This is a genomic window from Nocardioides sp., assembly GCF_025964975.1.
Classification (GTDB): Bacteria; Actinomycetota; Actinomycetes; order Propionibacteriales; family Nocardioidaceae; genus Nocardioides.
Window position 1 is genome coordinate 15,849 of the sequence record NZ_JAOPXV010000211.1, and the last position, 14,897, is coordinate 30,745.

The 14,897-nt window shown below is 70.4% G+C and carries 17 protein-coding genes; 13 read left to right on the plus strand and 4 right to left on the minus strand.

The window, feature by feature from the left end; all coding sequences use genetic code 11:
• The first annotated feature begins 80 nt into the window (after positions 1 to 80).
• A complete protein-coding gene (locus tag JWN68_RS17100; RefSeq protein ID WP_297741146.1) occupies positions 81 to 857 on the plus strand; it encodes a histidine phosphatase family protein in 777 nt (258 codons plus the stop codon).
• Complete coding sequence (locus JWN68_RS17105) at positions 854 to 1,735, plus strand: NAD(P)H-hydrate dehydratase (protein ID WP_297741148.1); 882 nt, start codon at positions 854 to 856, stop codon at positions 1,733 to 1,735. The genes JWN68_RS17100 and JWN68_RS17105 overlap by 4 nt, the downstream gene beginning before the upstream one ends.
• Positions 1,736 to 1,750: 15 nt before the next feature.
• Here JWN68_RS17105 and JWN68_RS17110 read toward each other — a convergent pair whose 3' ends face one another.
• Positions 1,751 to 3,133 carry an NAD(P)H-quinone dehydrogenase gene (locus JWN68_RS17110; protein ID WP_297741150.1) on the minus strand — a complete coding sequence of 461 codons (1,383 nt, stop codon included), beginning with the start codon at positions 3,131 to 3,133 and terminating at the stop codon, positions 1,751 to 1,753.
• Positions 3,134 to 3,231: 98 nt separating this feature from the next.
• Here JWN68_RS17110 and JWN68_RS17115 point away from each other — a divergent pair, with 98 nt between their 5' ends.
• The 3 genes from JWN68_RS17115 (at position 3,232) to JWN68_RS17125 (ending at position 4,965) form a co-directional block, all read left to right on the plus strand.
• On the plus strand, positions 3,232 to 3,543 hold the full coding sequence (locus JWN68_RS17115; RefSeq protein WP_297741153.1) for a hypothetical protein: 312 nt from the start codon (positions 3,232 to 3,234) through the stop codon (positions 3,541 to 3,543).
• Positions 3,544 to 3,916: 373 nt separating this feature from the next.
• On the plus strand, positions 3,917 to 4,705 hold the full coding sequence (locus JWN68_RS17120) for a hypothetical protein (protein ID WP_297741156.1): 789 nt from the start codon (positions 3,917 to 3,919) through the stop codon (positions 4,703 to 4,705).
• Positions 4,702 to 4,965 carry a hypothetical protein gene (locus JWN68_RS17125; protein WP_297741158.1) on the plus strand — a complete coding sequence of 88 codons (264 nt, stop codon included), beginning with the start codon at positions 4,702 to 4,704 and terminating at the stop codon, positions 4,963 to 4,965. Before JWN68_RS17120 ends, JWN68_RS17125 begins: the two co-directional genes overlap by 4 nt.
• A 6-nt stretch (positions 4,966 to 4,971) precedes the next feature.
• Here JWN68_RS17125 and lpdA read toward each other — a convergent pair whose 3' ends face one another.
• Positions 4,972 to 6,369 carry a dihydrolipoyl dehydrogenase gene (lpdA, locus tag JWN68_RS17130; RefSeq protein ID WP_297741161.1) on the minus strand — a complete coding sequence of 466 codons (1,398 nt, stop codon included), beginning with the start codon at positions 6,367 to 6,369 and terminating at the stop codon, positions 4,972 to 4,974.
• Positions 6,370 to 6,413: 44 nt separating this feature from the next.
• Here lpdA and JWN68_RS17135 point away from each other — a divergent pair, with 44 nt between their 5' ends.
• Both JWN68_RS17135 and JWN68_RS17140 read left to right on the plus strand, forming a co-directional pair.
• Positions 6,414 to 6,878, plus strand: a complete 465-nt coding sequence (locus tag JWN68_RS17135; RefSeq protein WP_297741163.1) for a hypothetical protein — start codon at positions 6,414 to 6,416, stop codon at positions 6,876 to 6,878.
• Between the two features lie 10 nt (positions 6,879 to 6,888).
• Positions 6,889 to 7,341, plus strand: coding sequence for a gamma-glutamylcyclotransferase (locus JWN68_RS17140; protein ID WP_297741165.1), 453 nt, complete (start codon positions 6,889 to 6,891; stop codon positions 7,339 to 7,341).
• A gap of 23 nt (positions 7,342 to 7,364) precedes the next feature.
• On the opposite strand, the gene JWN68_RS19440 is transcribed toward JWN68_RS17140, so the two are convergent.
• Entirely contained in the window at positions 7,365 to 8,042 is a 678-nt protein-coding gene (locus JWN68_RS19440; protein ID WP_366519825.1) for a hypothetical protein, read from the minus strand.
• A gap of 83 nt (positions 8,043 to 8,125) precedes the next feature.
• A complete protein-coding gene (locus tag JWN68_RS17145) occupies positions 8,126 to 8,620 on the minus strand; it encodes an NUDIX domain-containing protein (RefSeq protein ID WP_297741167.1) in 495 nt (164 codons plus the stop codon).
• 44 nt (positions 8,621 to 8,664) lie between these two features.
• Here JWN68_RS17145 and JWN68_RS17150 point away from each other — a divergent pair, with 44 nt between their 5' ends.
• From JWN68_RS17150 to JWN68_RS17175, 6 genes are all read left to right on the plus strand, one after another.
• Positions 8,665 to 9,459, plus strand: a complete 795-nt coding sequence (locus tag JWN68_RS17150; protein WP_297741170.1) for a purine-nucleoside phosphorylase — start codon at positions 8,665 to 8,667, stop codon at positions 9,457 to 9,459.
• A 13-nt stretch (positions 9,460 to 9,472) separates the two neighbouring features.
• Positions 9,473 to 10,282 (plus strand): NAD(P)-dependent oxidoreductase, encoded by an 810-nt coding sequence (locus tag JWN68_RS17155; protein WP_297741172.1) that lies wholly within the window; start codon positions 9,473 to 9,475, stop codon positions 10,280 to 10,282.
• A gap of 9 nt (positions 10,283 to 10,291) precedes the next feature.
• Positions 10,292 to 12,097, plus strand: a complete 1,806-nt coding sequence (locus JWN68_RS17160) for a GAF domain-containing protein (RefSeq protein ID WP_297741174.1) — start codon at positions 10,292 to 10,294, stop codon at positions 12,095 to 12,097.
• 78 nt (positions 12,098 to 12,175) lie between these two features.
• Positions 12,176 to 12,967, plus strand: a complete 792-nt coding sequence (locus JWN68_RS17165; RefSeq protein WP_297741177.1) for a 3-hydroxybutyrate dehydrogenase — start codon at positions 12,176 to 12,178, stop codon at positions 12,965 to 12,967.
• A 61-nt stretch (positions 12,968 to 13,028) separates the two neighbouring features.
• Positions 13,029 to 14,402, plus strand: coding sequence for an MFS transporter (locus tag JWN68_RS17170; RefSeq protein WP_297741179.1), 1,374 nt, complete (start codon positions 13,029 to 13,031; stop codon positions 14,400 to 14,402).
• 97 nt (positions 14,403 to 14,499) lie between these two features.
• Complete coding sequence (locus JWN68_RS17175; protein ID WP_297741182.1) at positions 14,500 to 14,871, plus strand: MerR family transcriptional regulator; 372 nt, start codon at positions 14,500 to 14,502, stop codon at positions 14,869 to 14,871.
• Positions 14,872 to 14,897: the final 26 nt, after the last annotated feature.

Consider the following 14,897-nt stretch of genomic DNA (forward strand, 5'->3'; position numbering starts at 1 on the left):
GGGTCCCCAGCGCATGGACGCGGTCTGTTTGGGCACGACTCCCGTGACGACCCGACAACGGAACACGAGGTGAGTGGCTGATGCGGCCCCGGTGGAAGACAGGTCCGGTCGAGATCGTGCTGGTGAGGCACGGACACAGCGTGGGCAACCTCGCGGACGCGCAGGCGCGAGAGCAGGGGGCCGAGCGCCTCGACCTCGACGCCCGCGACGCCGATGTCGAGCTGTCCGAGACGGGACAGGCGCAGGCGGACGCTGTGAAGGACTGGCTCGCCGGGGCCGACGACGACCGCGGGCCGACGGTCGTGCTCAGCTCCCCCTACCGGCGCGCGGCCGAGACGGCTCGACGCGTGGTCGCCGACTGCGGTCTGGTGCCGGTGCTGGACGAACGGCTGCGCGAACGCGACCTCGGTGTCTTCGACGGGCTGACCGGTCTCGGGATCAAGGCCCGCTACCCCGAGGAGGCCGAGCGTCGACAGCACCTGGGCAAGTTCTACTACCAGCCGCCGTCCGGGGAGAGCTGGGCCGACGTCGTGCTGCGCGTGCGCAGCCTGCTGGACGACCTGCGCCACGGCTACGACCGCGAGAGGGTGTGGCTGTTCACCCACCAGGCCGTGATCAGTGCCTTCCGCTACGTGCTGGAGGACGTCTCGGAGCAGGAACTGCTCGAGATCGATCGCCAGACCCCCATCCCCAACGCCTCGTTCACGCGCTACTCGCGGGCAGAGACCGACCTGGTCTTCGAGCTCGACCAGTTCGCCGACACGACCGCGGTCGATCGCGCGGATGTCGAGGTCACCCGCGAGCCTCGTCACGACAGCACGCATGCCGCAAGCGGGGCCACGCAGGACGCGTCGTGAGCGGGCAACCTGTCGTCGTGACGCCGGCAGTCCTGCGGGAGTGGCCGCTGCCGCAGGCGGGGTCCGGCAAGGAGTCACGCGGCCAGGTCCTCGTGCTGGGCGGCAGCCGCTCGACCCCGGGCGCCGCACTGCTCGCCGGCGAGTCCGCGCTGCGCGCGGGAGCCGGCAAGCTCGTCCTGGCCACAGTGGCCGACGTGGTGGCCAGCCTCGCCGTGGCCGTGCCGGAGGCAGCGGTGGTGGCGCTGCCGCGCGGGGAGGGTGACGACATCGCCGCTGACGCCGTCGACGACCTGCGCGACCGACTGGCGTCCGCCGACGTCGTGGTCGCCGGCCCGGGGCTCACCGACCCCGAGGCGGCCGAGCAGCTCATCAAGGCCGTCGTGCCACACCTCGAGTCGGTCCTGGTGCTCGACGCCCTGGGCTCCGCCTACGTGACCGAGCACCCCGAGGGCCTGCACCGCCTCGGTAGGCGGGTCGTGCTGACGGTCAACCCAACCGAGCTGGCACGTACGGCGCACTGCCACCTCGACGAGGTCGAGACGGATCCGGTCGCGGTTGCCCTACGAGTGGCTGAGCGTTCCCGGGTCGTGGTGCTCTGCGGCGGCCCCGACAAGCACGTCGTCACCCCCGACGGCTCCGCCTGGACCATCGCCGGCGGCGGCCCCGGACTGGGCGTCTCCGGCTCCGGGGACACCCAGGCCGGCATCGTCGGCGGACTCCTCGCCCGTGGTGCCGACCCGGACCAGGCGGCCGTGTGGGGGGGCTACCTCCATGCCCGCGCCGGCGAGCGGCTCGCCTCGGAGGTGGGCACGGCCGGCTACCTCGCGCGCGAGATCCCGGCGCAGGTGCCCCAGGTGCTGGCCGAGCTCAGCGCCTGACCCCCGCTGGAGGAGTCAGGACTCGACGCGGTGCAGGCGCCGTGCGGCCTCGGCGATCGAGCCGCTCAGCGAGGGATAGACGGTAAAGGCCTGCGCGAGCTTGTCCGCCGTGAGGGACTCGGCAACGGCCAGCGAGACCACGTGGATGAGCTCGGAGGCGCGCGGTCCAACGACGACTCCCCCGACGATGATGCCGGTCCCCGGACGGATGAAGAGCTTGACGAAGCCGTCGCGCACGCCCTGCATCTTGGCCCGGGCGTTGCCGGCCAGCGGCAGCATGACCACCTGGACCTCGATCTCGCCGGCGTCGACCGACTTCTGCGACCAGCCGACGGTGGCGATCTCGGGGGCGGTGAAGACGTTGGACGAGACCTTCTTCAGGTCGAGGGGAGCGACCGCGTCGCCGAGGAAGTGCCACATGGCGATCCGCCCCTGCATGGCCGCCACCGAGGCCAGCATCAGGACGCCGGTGCAGTCGCCTGCGGCGTACACGCCACGGCACGAGGTGCGGGAGACGCGGTCGACCTTGATGAACCCGCCCTCGTCCGTCTCGACGCCGGTCTCCTCGAGGCCGAGGTCGGCGGTGTTGGGGACCGAGCCGAGCGCCAGGATGCAGTGCGACCCGGTGACCTCGCGACCGTCGGTCAGGCGCACGGTCACGACGTCGCCGTCGCGCGTCACCGACTGCATGCGCGACTGGGACAGGACCTCCATGCCGCGGCGAGTGGCCACCTCTTCAAGTACGGCGCTGGCGTCGGCGTCCTCCCCGGGGAGCACCCGGTCGCGCGAGCTGACCAGGGTGACCGGGATCCCGAGCGCGAGATAGGCGCTGGCGAACTCGGCGCCCGTCACGCCGGACCCGACCACGATCAGCTTCTCCGGCACCTCGGTGAGGTCGTAGACCTGCTCCCAGGTGAGGATCCGGTCGCCGTCGGGCATCGCACCGGGCAGGGTGCGGGGCGCGGCACCGGTCGCGACCAGGATCGCGTCGGCCTGGAGCGTCTCATCGCCCACGGTGACGGTGAGGTCGGGTCCGAGCCGACCCCGGCCCTTCACCACCCGCACACCGTCACGTTCGAGCCGGGCAGCGATGTCCGTGGACTGGTCGGTCGCCAGCTTCTTGACGCGGGCGTTGACCTTGGCGAGGTCGACGCGGATCGTCGTCGTCGCGTCGCCCTCGTCGTCGAAGAAGTCGATCCCCAGCTCCGCCGAATCGCTGACCTCGGTCATCAGCTCGGCCGTGGCGATCAACGTCTTGCTCGGGACGCAGTCGGTGAGGACCGCGGAGCCCCCGATGCCGTCGGTGTCGACGACCGTGACCTCAGCACCGAGCTGGGCCGCCACGTGGGCTGCTTCGTAGCCGCCGGGGCCGCCGCCAATGATCACCACTCGGTCCATGGGGCCATTGTTGCAGCGGGTCGGGGTGGTGGGCCGAGCGGCCGTCAAGGCGGAACTTTCCGCATGAGTTCCCGGCGCTCCGCCCCTAGCCTTGCCGCATGACGATGGTGGGTGCCGACACAGGGCGGCTGGCAGATCTCGCAGCCGAGTTCGGGGATGCCGCCGACGAGCTGGACGAGCTCGCCCGACGCCTCGCCGGCTCGATCGAGCGGACCGACTCCGGGCAGGGACCGAGCGCCGACCGGTGCAAGGAGCAGTGGAGCGGACCGGCGCAGAGCCAGATGACCAAGGTCGCCGACGAGCTGAAGACCGCTGGCCGGCACCTGCGCATCAACGCCTGGCCCAGGACATCGCCAGTGGCGACACCTTCCTCTACTCCGTGCTCCGAGGGATCCACGACACCGCGGTGAGGGGCTGGGGCCTCAAGACAGCCTGGTCGACGGGCAAACGGATGTGGAACCTGTCCAAGTTCTTCCGTGCGCTGGCACGACCGGCCAAGGGGTTTGCGCGGCACTCGCCCGCGCCGAGGGGTTGATCGCCGCCGCAAAGACGTTCATCCACGGCAGATGGGCAGGGCGATGCGATCGACGAATCGAAGGACCGGGCTGGTGCCTGGTTCGCCGCCGTCGATGTGACCAGCGGTCCGTGAGCCACCCGCCGGCGACATTGGCCGCCCGCCCGATGGCATCGGAGTTGTCATAGGCGTAGTTGCCGGGACGACGCCACGCGGGCCGCCAAGGCCTAGGCCCACACCATGCTCGCAACCCCCTCAGGAGCCACCCGATGACTGCCACGATCAGCGCCCCTCCCCTCGAGGACGTCGCGCCTCGGCTGCGGCCGGTCGAGGTGTTCACCGACGAGGAGCTGTCCCTGCTGACCTACGGTCCCGGGGCCGTGGTGACGCCGTACTTCTCGACCTTGGCGTCGAAGGGCATCGAGATCGCCCAACGGTCGGCGTACCGGGGCCTCGTCGCCCGCGGCATCGTCGACCCGGAGGCGGACCCTGGCCCGGGTCCCGTCCGGCTGAAGCTGCGTGAGGACATCCTGACCCTGGTGACCCTTCGTCAAGCCGCAACCTGCCTGGTCGCCGTGGCGCGCACCCTCGTGGACGCGCAGGACTTCTGGTACGCCCATGTTGTCGACGAGCTGGTCGTGCTCGAGGAAGTGACGGTGGACGGGTTGCACCGCTTCGCCCTCGGCTTCACCCGTGACCTGCCGGCGCTGCTCGTCGGCGCAGCGCTCCACGCCGACGCCACCGACGGCACGGGAGAGACGGTGTCCATCGACGCAATGTCCGAGCAGGAGGCCCCCGCACAGCTGCTGGAGGTCCTGGGACAGGCACACCTGCGTGCCGACGTCGTCGTCATCTCCGCAGCCGAGGACAACGAAGCAGGCACTCGGGCCAGGACCGTGAGCCGGCCGGAGCTCATCGGAGTGTTCTCCGGCCCGGATGGCTGCTGGTCGGTCACCTCCGCTCCCGGATCGGGAGCCGTGGCCATTCCCGAGAGGGTCGAGGGCCTCCGCCTCCGGATCCGGAGCCTGGCTGATCAGGCGACGGGAACCGACTCATGAGCTGGCGCGGCATGGACATGGCCGTGGTCGCCGTACTCGGGGCGGACCTCCAGGATGCGGGCGCGCGGGTGCACGAGCTCAGTGCCCGGCTCGAGGCGCAGCTCGCCGACACCGACTGGATCGGGAACGACGCGACCCGCTTCCGCTCCGACTGGGAGGGCCGGCTGCGGCCGGCCCTCGAGAACGCCCAGGAAGCGCTGGCCACCGCCGCCGGGATCGCCAGCGAGCACGTCAAGAACCAGGGCGCCGCGAGCGGCTGAGCCGGATCAGAGGTGGATCATGTGGCCGGAGATGCCGTGGATGGCTTCCTTGACGGCCTCGCCGAGGGTCGGGTGGGCAAAGACGTTGCGGCCCACCTCGTCGGCGGTGAGGTCCCACATCTGGGCCAGCGTCAGCGCCGGCAGCAGCTCAGTGACGCTGGGCCCGATCATGTGGACGCCGATGATCTCGTTGTACTCCGCGTCGGCGACGACCTTGACGAAGCCGATGGCCTCCCCGAGGCCCTTGGCCTTGCCGTTGGCCGAGAACGGGAAGGCGGCCGTCTTGACGTCGTAGCCCTTCTCCTTCGCCTGCGCCTCGCTGTAGCCGAACGAGCCGATCTGCGGGTTGCAGTAGGTCGCTCGCGGGACCATGTCGTAGTTGACGGGCATCGTCTCGGCGCCGCTGATGGTCTCGGCCGCGACCATCGCCATCGCGTCGGCGACGTGGGCGAGCATGAGCTTGCCGGTGCAGTCACCGATAGCGTAGACGTTCGGGACGTTGGTACGGCAGTAGTCATCGATCTCGATCGCGCCGCGCTCGCTGACGTCGACGCCGGTGTTCTCCAGGCCGTAGCCCTCGACGCGGGGCGCGAAGCCGAACGCGCTGAGCATCTTGTCGGCCTCGAGGACCTGCTTCTCGCCCTCGCCGGAGGCGGGGCTGACGGTGACCTTGACCCCGGAGCCGGTGTCCTCGACGTTCTCGACCTTGGTCGACAACATCACCTTGACACCGAGCTTCTTGTAGTGCTTGAGCAGCTCCTTGGAGATGTCGGCGTCCTCGGTGGGAACCATCCGGTCGAGGAACTCCACGATGGTGACGTCGACGCCGAAGTTGGCCATGACGTAGGCGAACTCGACACCGATCGCCCCGGAACCGCCGATGATGATCGAGCCGGGCAGCTCGGAGTCGAGGATCTGCTCCTCGTAGGTCACCACGTTGTCGCTGACCTTCATGCCCGGCAGCATCCGCACGGTGGCGCCGGCGGCGATGATCAGGTTGTCGAAGGTGTAGGACGTCTTCTCGCCGTCCTTCTCCACGTCGATCCCGGTCGGACCGGTCAGCGTGCCCCACCCGTTGATCTCGGTGATCTTGTTCTTCTTCATCAGGTAGTGGACGCCCTTGACGATGTCGGCGCTCACCTGCCGCGACCGCGCATGCGTGGGGCCGAAGGACATCGTGGCGTCGCCCTCGATGCCGAACTTCTCCTTCTCGTGCACGAGCGTGTGCGCGAGCTCGGCGTTCCGCAGCAGCGCCTTGGAAGGGATGCAGCCGACGTTGAGGCAGACACCGCCCCAGTACTTCTCCTCCACGACGGCGACCTTCTGGCCGAGCTGGGAGGCACGAATGGCAGCGACGTAGCCGCCGGGGCCGGCGCCGAGGACGAGGGTGTCGAAGTGGGTCACGGGACCAGATTAGCGGCTGGCACGAGTCCCCTACGATCGCCCGGGTGAGGACTCTGAGGTTCGCCTCCACCGTGGCGGCGCCGCCTGCCGAGGTGTGGTCGAGGGTGGTGACCCCAGAGGGGATCAACCACGAGCTCGGACCCGTGGTGCGCATGCGTATGCCGAGGCGCTGGCGGGGTTCCTCGATCGAGGACCTGTCGCTGGACGAGTCCCTGGGGTGGGCCTGGCTCCTGCTGTTCGGCGTCCTGCCGTTCGATGCTGATCGGCTCCGCCTCACCGAGGTCGTGCCCGGCCGCCTGTTCCAGGAGAGATCGACGCTGCTCAGCGCCCGGCGCTGGGACCACCGACGCGAGGTCGTGGCGTCCTCGGCAGGCACGCGCGTGAGCGACGTGCTCGAGGTCGAGGGACGTCCGCTGACTCCGACCTTCGTGGTCGCCCTGGTCGCCACCACCCTGTTCCGTCATCGACACCGACGGCTGCGGGCGCACTTCGGCGTCGTGGCTGGGTAGCCTGCTGCCCGTGACGCTCTACGCCGCCTACGGGACGAACATGGACCCAGCACGCATGGGCGAGCGCTGCCCCCACTCGCCCCTGCGCTCCACCGGCTGGGTGCCGGGGTGGCGGCTGACCTTCGGCGGGGAGGAGCACGGCTGGGACGGAGCCCTCGCGACGATCGTCGAGGACCACTTCGAGCAGGTGTATGTCGCGATCTACGACGTGACTCCCGAAGACGAGACCGAGCTCGACCGCTGGGAGTCGGCCGACACCGGCCTCTACCGCAAGACCAGGGTGCGAGTGTCGACCATGTCCGGGGAGATGGTGGCGTGGGCCTACGTGCTGGACGCCTTCGAGGGTGGCGTGCCGAGCGCGCACTACCTCGGCGTGCTGGCCGACGCCGCCGAGGCGGCCTCGGCGCCCGAGGACTACGTCGCGAACCTGCGCCGGCGCGACTGCCGATCCACTGGCTTGTAGCTGTCGCACCGAGGATCAGGCCCTCAGCAGCAGACCCTATCCTCCACCCTGCCTCCGCGGCAGCGGTCCAGACCGAGGCCGCCGAACAGGATGTCCTGACCGCGCCCACCGACGAGGGAGTCTCGACCCGAATCGCCGAACAGGGTGTCGCCGGCGACGGTCGCGGAGGCGGTCGTCTGCAGGCACGGACTGATCGGGTTGCTGTCGACGGTGGGGGCCCTGGACACGCCGAGGATGAAGTCGATCAGGCAGCTGGCGGCGGGAGACCCCGACGGACCACCGAGCACGATCGGCTGCGACGGCGTGAGCCGGTAACGCCCGGCAACCGGGTCGATGAGGCTGATGGTGAAGAGGACGCCGGCGCATGCAGTGCCGACACGCCCCCCTGCAGTGTTGGAGATTGCGAAGACGCCCGCGTCCGGGGTCTGGCACGGGCCTTGCTGACGAGCGACGCGCAGGACGGAAGCAGGGTCAGAGACGTCAGCATGACCAACTCCCCCGCACTGGACTGGTTGGCCACCTGGATCATGGCCGGCAGGTCCGCCTGGCCCACTCGGGTCGTCGAGGGAAACGAGACGCTGACGCTCATCGCAGCCGCGGCGTGGGCAGGAGCGGCCGGCAGGACGACTGCAGCGACGAGCGGACCCAGCACCAACTTGATCACGCGACGCAACATGCAAGGACTCCCCGGGACACGACACCGGAAGACGCCGGTCGCCGCCTCAGTGAACCGGATCAGGTTGGCACGTTTCGCCTGCGCTGTCTGGCTCCGAGGAAGGTCGGGTCAGACCCCGCGTCCCCGGAAGGCCGCGAGCCCGACGTCGACGATGCCGGCTCGCGGCAGGTCAGGCACCGACGCGATCGGGACCCACTGGGCGTAGTCGGTGGACCCGTTGACCTCCAGGGTCCCCAGCGATCCACCGACGACCCGCGCGCTGAAAAGGATCCGCAGCGACCGCTGCCAACGGCCGGTGTCGATGACCCGCTCACCAGGGCTCACGACGTGCGAGTCGACCCCGAGCAGGCCGGTCAGCTCCACGTCGAAGCCGGTCTCCTCCCGCGCCTCGCGGATCGCACCCTGCTCGGCCGTCTCGGGCAGGTCCACCCCGCCACCGGGCAGCGACCAGCCCGGCTCGCCGTGCCCTTCGCCGTTCCACCACGACAACAGGACCCGGTCCTGGGCATGTTCGGTGTCCACGATCACGGCGTACGCCGCCAGCCGCGTGTCGTACTCGTGGAACTCGAGGTCCGTGGGGATCGATTCGTCGCTGTGCGGCATGCCCACATCCTGCCTCTCCCGGAGCGAGGTCCTAGGATCGCCCGGTGAACGACACCACCGCCCAAGCCCAGCAGGCCGCCGCGAAGCTGGCCGAGCTCACCGGCATCGAGCGCCACGACGTCGCCCTGGTCCTCGGCTCCGGCTGGTTGCCGGCCGTCGACGCGCTCGGTCCGGCCACTGCCGAGATCGCCACGACCGACCTGCCTGGCTTCCACGCGGCCGGGGTCGTGGGTCACTCGGGCAAGATCCGCAGCGTCGCCGTCGGTGACAAGCAGGTGCTGGTGTTCCTCAGCCGCACCCACTTCTACGAGGGCAAGGGCGTCGCTGCCGTGGTCCACCCCGTGCGTACGGCGGCAGCAGCGGGTTGCTCGACGATCGTGCTCACCAACGGCTGTGGCGGCCTGAAGGACACCTTCAGGCCCGGCCAGCCCGTGCTGATCTCCGACCACATCAACCTGACGGCCACCAGCCCGATCGAGGGCGCCAACTTCGTCGACCTCACCGATCTCTACTCGCCTCGCCTCCGGGCGCTGTGCAAGGAGATCGACCCCAGCCTCGACGAGGGCGTCTACGTCCAGTTCCCCGGCCCGCACTACGAGACCCCCGCCGAGATCGGCATGGTGCGCGCGATCGGTGGCCACCTCGTGGGCATGAGCACGACCCTCGAGGCCATCGCGGCCCGCGAGGCCGGCATGGAGGTGCTGGGGATCAGCCTGGTCACCAACCTCGCCGCCGGGATCAGCGGCGAACCCCTCGACCACGCGGAGGTCCTCGAGGCCGGCAAGGCCGCCGCCAGCCGGATGGGCGACCTCCTCGGCCAGATCGTGCCTGCCCTGTGAACGGCGCCGGCTGATGCGCGTGCTGGTGACCGGCGCAGCCGGGTCGATCGGTCGCGTCGTGACCCTCGGTCTGTGCGAGCGCGGGCACGAGGTCGTGGGGCTCGACCTCGTCCCGGAGCCCGAGGGCTTCACCGGCAACTGGCACACCGTCGACTGCAGCGACCCGGAGGCCGTGCGTGCGGTCTTCGCCGACGAGCACCTCGACGGCGTCGTCCACCTCGCCGGCATCCCCGATGAGCGAGACCTGCCCACCGAGCTCACCTCGCACGTCATCACCACGGCCGCGTTGCTCGACGCCATGGTGGAGCATCGCGTCACCCGCATGGTCTACGCGAGCTCCAACCACGCCGTCGGTCGCAGCCCGCGCCCGGCCGAGGGCCATGGGCCGGTCTCCGACGACGCCCTCCCCCGCCCCGACACGTTCTACGGCGTGGCGAAGGTGGCGGCAGAGGCATTGCTGAGGCTGTACGCCGACCGCCACTCGATCGACGCGATCAGCTGTCGCATCGGCAGCTTCCTGCCCGAGCCGGCGACCCACCGCAACCTCGCCACCTGGCTCTCCCCCGACGACGCCGTCCGCATGGTCGAGGCGGCGCTGACCGCAGCGGCACCCGGCTACGCGGTGGTCTACGGCATCAGCAACAACGCCGACGCCTGGTGGGACCTCGAGCCCGGTCGCCGGCTCGGCTACGAGCCGCAGGACGACGCGGCGACGTACCGCGACGGGATCGAGCCCCGCGACGAGGACGAGATGGAGGCAGCGCACGTCGGCGGCCCCTTTGCCGGTCCGGAGTTCTACCGACCGGCGCTCGACCTCGGGTGAGCGGCTGACGTGGCCGACGCCGACGCGAGCTTCCTCGACCTCCTCTACTCCGGCGCGGACCGCGCCGAGTTCGACCGCTTCGTCGAGGCCCACCCCGGGCGCGCCGGCGACTACGACCGCGCGCTCCGCCTGCGTGACGTGATCGCGCGCCATCGCGCCCGCGAGGCCGAGCTGTCAGCGCTCTACGAGACCGCGCACGACCTGACCGCGATCCGCGACCTGGACGAGATCCTCACCGCCATCGTCCGGCGGGCCCGCGTGCTGCTGGGCGCCGACATGACCTACCTCTCGCTGAACGACGAGGTCGAGGGCGCCTCCTACATGAAGGTCACCGACGGCGCGCTGACCCAGGAGTTCAGGACACTTCGACTGCCACTGGGCACCGGGCTGTTGGGCCTGGTCGCCCAGACCGGCGCGCCCTACTTCACCGCGGACTACCGCGCAGACGCCCGGTTCGTGCACCGACACGACATCGACGACGCGGTGGCGGGCGAGGGCATCCGGGCGATCCTGGGCGTGCCCCTGCTCGTCGAGGGCCGCGTGATCGGCGCGCTGCTCGCTGTGCACCGCACCGTGCGACAGTTCCCGCCCGACGAGGTCTCGCTGCTGATGTCGTTCGCGGCGCACGCGTCCGTCGCCCTGGAGAACGCGCGGCTCTTCGCCCGGCTCGACGAGGCCAACCGGACGATCTCCGCGCACGCGACGTCGGTGGAGGCGGCCGCGCTGGCGCACGAGCAGATGACCGACCTGCTCCTCGCCGGCGGCGGCGTGGCGGAGGTGGTGGAGGTGCTCGCGCAGGTGCTGGACGGGGACGTGGCCGCCTGGGACCCCGCCGCTCAGCTCCTGGCCGGGTCCGACGTGGACGACCGCACAGCGATCCTCGAGGTCGCCAGGGAGTCGGCCCGCTCCGGACACGCGATCCAGGCCGGGGACACCTGGGTCGCAGCGGCGGTTGCGGCGGGAGAGCACGTCACCACCGTGATCCTGCACGGCAGGACCAGCCCCCTCGACCCGGTCGAGCAGCGGACCCTGGAGCGCGGCGCCCTCGTCACGGCGCTGGTGCTCGTGTTCGCGCGCAGTGTCGCGGAGGCCAGCGAGCGCCTCGGCACCCAGCTGCTGGTCGACCTCGTCGAGGGTCGCGAGCTGGACCCCGACCGGCTGCGCGAGCGAGCGCGCCGGCACACGTTCGACCCGGACGCCCAGCTGGTCCTGGCCACCGCCATCATCGACGGTGACCGCGGCGCGGCAGCGCGAGCCGCATCGCGCTTCGCCGTCCAGCACCGCGGGATCTCCGCGGACCACCACGGCGACCTGCTCGTGCTGGCCCCGGCCGCCGACGCGATCGCCTTCGGAACGTTGGTCCTGGCAGCCCTCGGCGCACGCGCCACCGTGGGGGTCGCCACGACGTCCGTCGGCACCGTGCCCGCGGCGTACGACTCCTCGCACCGTGCCGCCATCGCCCTGCGTGCCTTGGGACGGCACGGCGAGGTGGGTGACGTGTCCTCCCTCGGCATGGCCAGCCTCCTCTTGGGTGAGGCGACCCCGGAGGCCGTCACCCACTACGTCGAGAGCACCCTGGGTCCGGTGCTGGCCCACGACGCCCAGCGGGGTACGGCGCTGCTGTCTACCCTCGAGGCGTGGTTCGACCGCGCCGGCTCCATCGCAGGCGCGGCCGAGGCACTCCACGTGCACCCCAACACCGTCAGCCAGCGCCTGGCCCGGATCGGGGAGCTGCTCGGTCCGTCGTGGCGCGAGCCGTCCGCAGCCCTGGAACTCCAAGTCGCCCTGCGGATGCTGAAGCTCCAGAACCTGTGATGCCAGCACATGTCGCCCGACGGACTGTGGCGCCTCACCACATAGCGGAGGTCCTCGGCCGGCCCTAGCGTGAGCGCCATGCCTGAGAGCCACGTCACACCGAGCACGCCGGGTCGGTCCAGCGCCCTGTACGGTCGCGCGGCCGTCGTCACCGGCGGTGCGAGCGGCATCGGTGCTGCTGTCGCCACCCGACTGGCCGAGGCCGGCGCCAGCATCATCGTCGTTGACCGCGACGCCGAGGGCGCCGAGCGCGTGGCAGACCTCGTCCGCGGCAAGGCGCTGACCCTCGACCTCGCCGACGGAGACGCTGTCACCGCAGCGATGGAGGGCGTCAAGGCCGACATCCTCGTCAACAACGCGGGCATCCAGCACGTGGCACCGATCGAGGACTTCGAGCCGGCCATGTTCCGCCAGATCCACGCGATCATGCTCGAAGCGCCCTTCCGGCTGGCCCAGGCGCTGCTGCCCGGGATGTACGCCCGCGGCTGGGGCCGGCTCATCCACGTCTCCTCGGTGCACGGCCACCGTGCGTCGGCGTACAAGAGCGCCTATGTCAGCGCCAAGCACGGCCTGGAGGGGCTCTCCAAGGTGATCGCCCTCGAGGCCGCCGAGCACGGGGTCACGAGCAACACGATCTGTCCGGGCTACGTCCGCACCCCCCTGGTGGAGGGCCAGATCGCCGACCAGGCCTCGACGCACGGCATCCCCGAGGGCGAGGTGGTCGAGCGGGTCCTGCTCGAGCGCTCGGCGCTCAAGCGGCTGGTCGAGCCCGAGGAGGTCGCCGAGGTCGTGCACTTCCTGTGCAGCGACGCCGCCCGGTCGATGACCGGTTCCTCCTACCTGATGGACGGCGGCTGGACCGCCGCCTGAGCACCTCCCAGTCCGTCCCACCCTGCACAGCACCTAGAGTCCGACCGAGAAAGGGATCCCCATGCCCACGTCCACGCAGTCCCCCGGCAGCCCGCCCGACGCCGACGAGCAGCCCAAGACGAACATCGTCAAGGTCGTCTTCGCGTCGCTGATCGGCACCGCCGTCGAGTGGTACGACTTCTTCCTCTACGGCTCGGCAGCCGCGCTCGTCTTCGGCGCCCTGTTCTTCCCCGAGAACGAGCCCGCGACCGCGACGATGCTGGCTTTCGGCACCTACGCGCTGGGCTTCGTGGCCCGACCGCTCGGCGGGATCGTCTTCGGCCACTTCGGCGACCGGGTCGGCCGCAAGAAGATGCTGGTCACCTCCCTGCTGCTGATGGGGGTCGCCACCTTCGCGATCGGGCTGCTGCCGACGTACGCCACGATCGGCATCGGGGCGCCGATCCTGCTGCTGACCTGCCGGCTGGTCCAGGGCTTCGCGGTCGGCGGCGAGTGGGGCGGTGCCGTCCTGATGGCGGCCGAGCACGGGGACGACGCCAGGCGCGGGTTCTGGTCGTCGTGGCCGCAGGCCGGTGTGGCGCTGGGCAACTTGTTCGCCACCGGTGTCCTCTGGGTGCTGGCAGCCGTCCAGTCCGACGACGCCTTCAATGCGTGGGGCTGGCGCATCCCTTTCCTGCTGAGCGCGGTGCTCGTCATCATCGGCCTGTGGGTCCGCCTCTCGATCGAGGAGTCCCCCGTCTTCAAGGAGGCCCAGGCCGAGATCCAGTCCACGGACCGGAAGCACGTGCCGATCCTCCAGGTCATCAAGCTCTACCCCCGCGAGGTCTTCGTCGCGATGGGCATGCGGATGGCGGAGAACATCTCCTACTACCTCTTCACCGTCATCTCGATCACGTTCCTCACCACCTACGTCGGCACGACCGGCGACAAGAGCATCATCCTGAAGGCTCTGCTCATCGGCGCGGTCGTGCACTTCACCGCGATCCCGCTCCTCGGGGCCCTCTCCGACCGGGTCGGCCGTCGCCCGCTCTATGTCGTCGGCGCGGTCGGGGTCGCTGCCTGGTCGTGGGTCTTCTTCGACCTGATCACCAGCAAGGACGAGTCCAAGATCATCCTCGCGGTCGTCGTCGGACTGATCCTGCATGCGTTCATGTATGCCCCGCAGGCTGCCTTCTTCTCCGAGCTGTTCGGCACCTCGGTCCGTTACACCGGTGCCTCGGTGGGCTACCAGCTCGCCTCGATCTTCGCCGGTGCGCTCGCTCCCATTATCGCGATCAAGCTGCTCGGGGCCGCGACGGAGGGCGACACCAACGTCGACTCGGTGGCGATCTACATGACGATCGCGTCGGTGATCACGTTGATCGCGGTCTACTTCGCCAAGGAGACGCGAGCGTCCTCGCTGCGCCATGACCGGGTGCTGCCCGACGCGCACTGAGCCGCGCCGACGCCGGGGGCCGGTCCGCATCGCTGCGGGCCGGCCCTTCGGCGCACCCCCTTGACCTCGAGTGCACTCGAAGGCAGAGACTGGCGCCATGAGCCTGACCATCGCCGAGGCCGCAGAGCGCACGGGCCTGACCGCACACACACTGCGCTACTACGAGCGCGACGGACTCATGCGCACCGCCGTCCGCCGGTCCGCCGCCGGGCACCGCGCCTACGACGAGGCCGACCTGACCTGGATCAGCCTCATCTCCAAGCTGCGGGCGACCGGGATGCCGATCCGCGACGTGAAGCTGTACGCCGCGCTCGTGCGCGCCGGCACCGGAAACGAGGCAGAGCGCCTCGCGCTGCTGGAGGCGCACCGGCAGCGGGTGCTCCAGCAGCTCGACGAGGTGCGCTCGCACCTGGGTGCCATCGAGCACAAGATCCAGATCTACCACGGCGCCGTCCTCGACCGGGCTTGACTTCGAGCGCACTCCAACGCGTTGAC

Bases quoted from the DNA above. Each gene is read 5' to 3' on its own strand.
- JWN68_RS17100 (WP_297741146.1), top strand. From the start codon at position 81: ATGCGGCCCCGGTGGAAGACAGGTCCGGTCGAGATCGTGCTGGTGAGG.
- JWN68_RS17110 (WP_297741150.1), bottom strand. From the start codon at position 3,133: ATGGACCGAGTGGTGATCATTGGCGGCGGCCCCGGCGGCTACGAAGCA.
- JWN68_RS17115 (WP_297741153.1), top strand. From the start codon at position 3,232: ATGACGATGGTGGGTGCCGACACAGGGCGGCTGGCAGATCTCGCAGCC.
- JWN68_RS17120 (WP_297741156.1), top strand. From the start codon at position 3,917: ATGACTGCCACGATCAGCGCCCCTCCCCTCGAGGACGTCGCGCCTCGG.
- JWN68_RS17125 (WP_297741158.1), top strand. From the start codon at position 4,702: ATGAGCTGGCGCGGCATGGACATGGCCGTGGTCGCCGTACTCGGGGCG.
- JWN68_RS17145 (WP_297741167.1), bottom strand. From the start codon at position 8,620: ATGCCGCACAGCGACGAATCGATCCCCACGGACCTCGAGTTCCACGAG.
- JWN68_RS17155 (WP_297741172.1), top strand. From the start codon at position 9,473: ATGCGCGTGCTGGTGACCGGCGCAGCCGGGTCGATCGGTCGCGTCGTG.
- JWN68_RS17165 (WP_297741177.1), top strand. From the start codon at position 12,176: ATGCCTGAGAGCCACGTCACACCGAGCACGCCGGGTCGGTCCAGCGCC.
- JWN68_RS17170 (WP_297741179.1), top strand. From the start codon at position 13,029: ATGCCCACGTCCACGCAGTCCCCCGGCAGCCCGCCCGACGCCGACGAG.
- JWN68_RS17175 (WP_297741182.1), top strand. From the start codon at position 14,500: ATGAGCCTGACCATCGCCGAGGCCGCAGAGCGCACGGGCCTGACCGCA.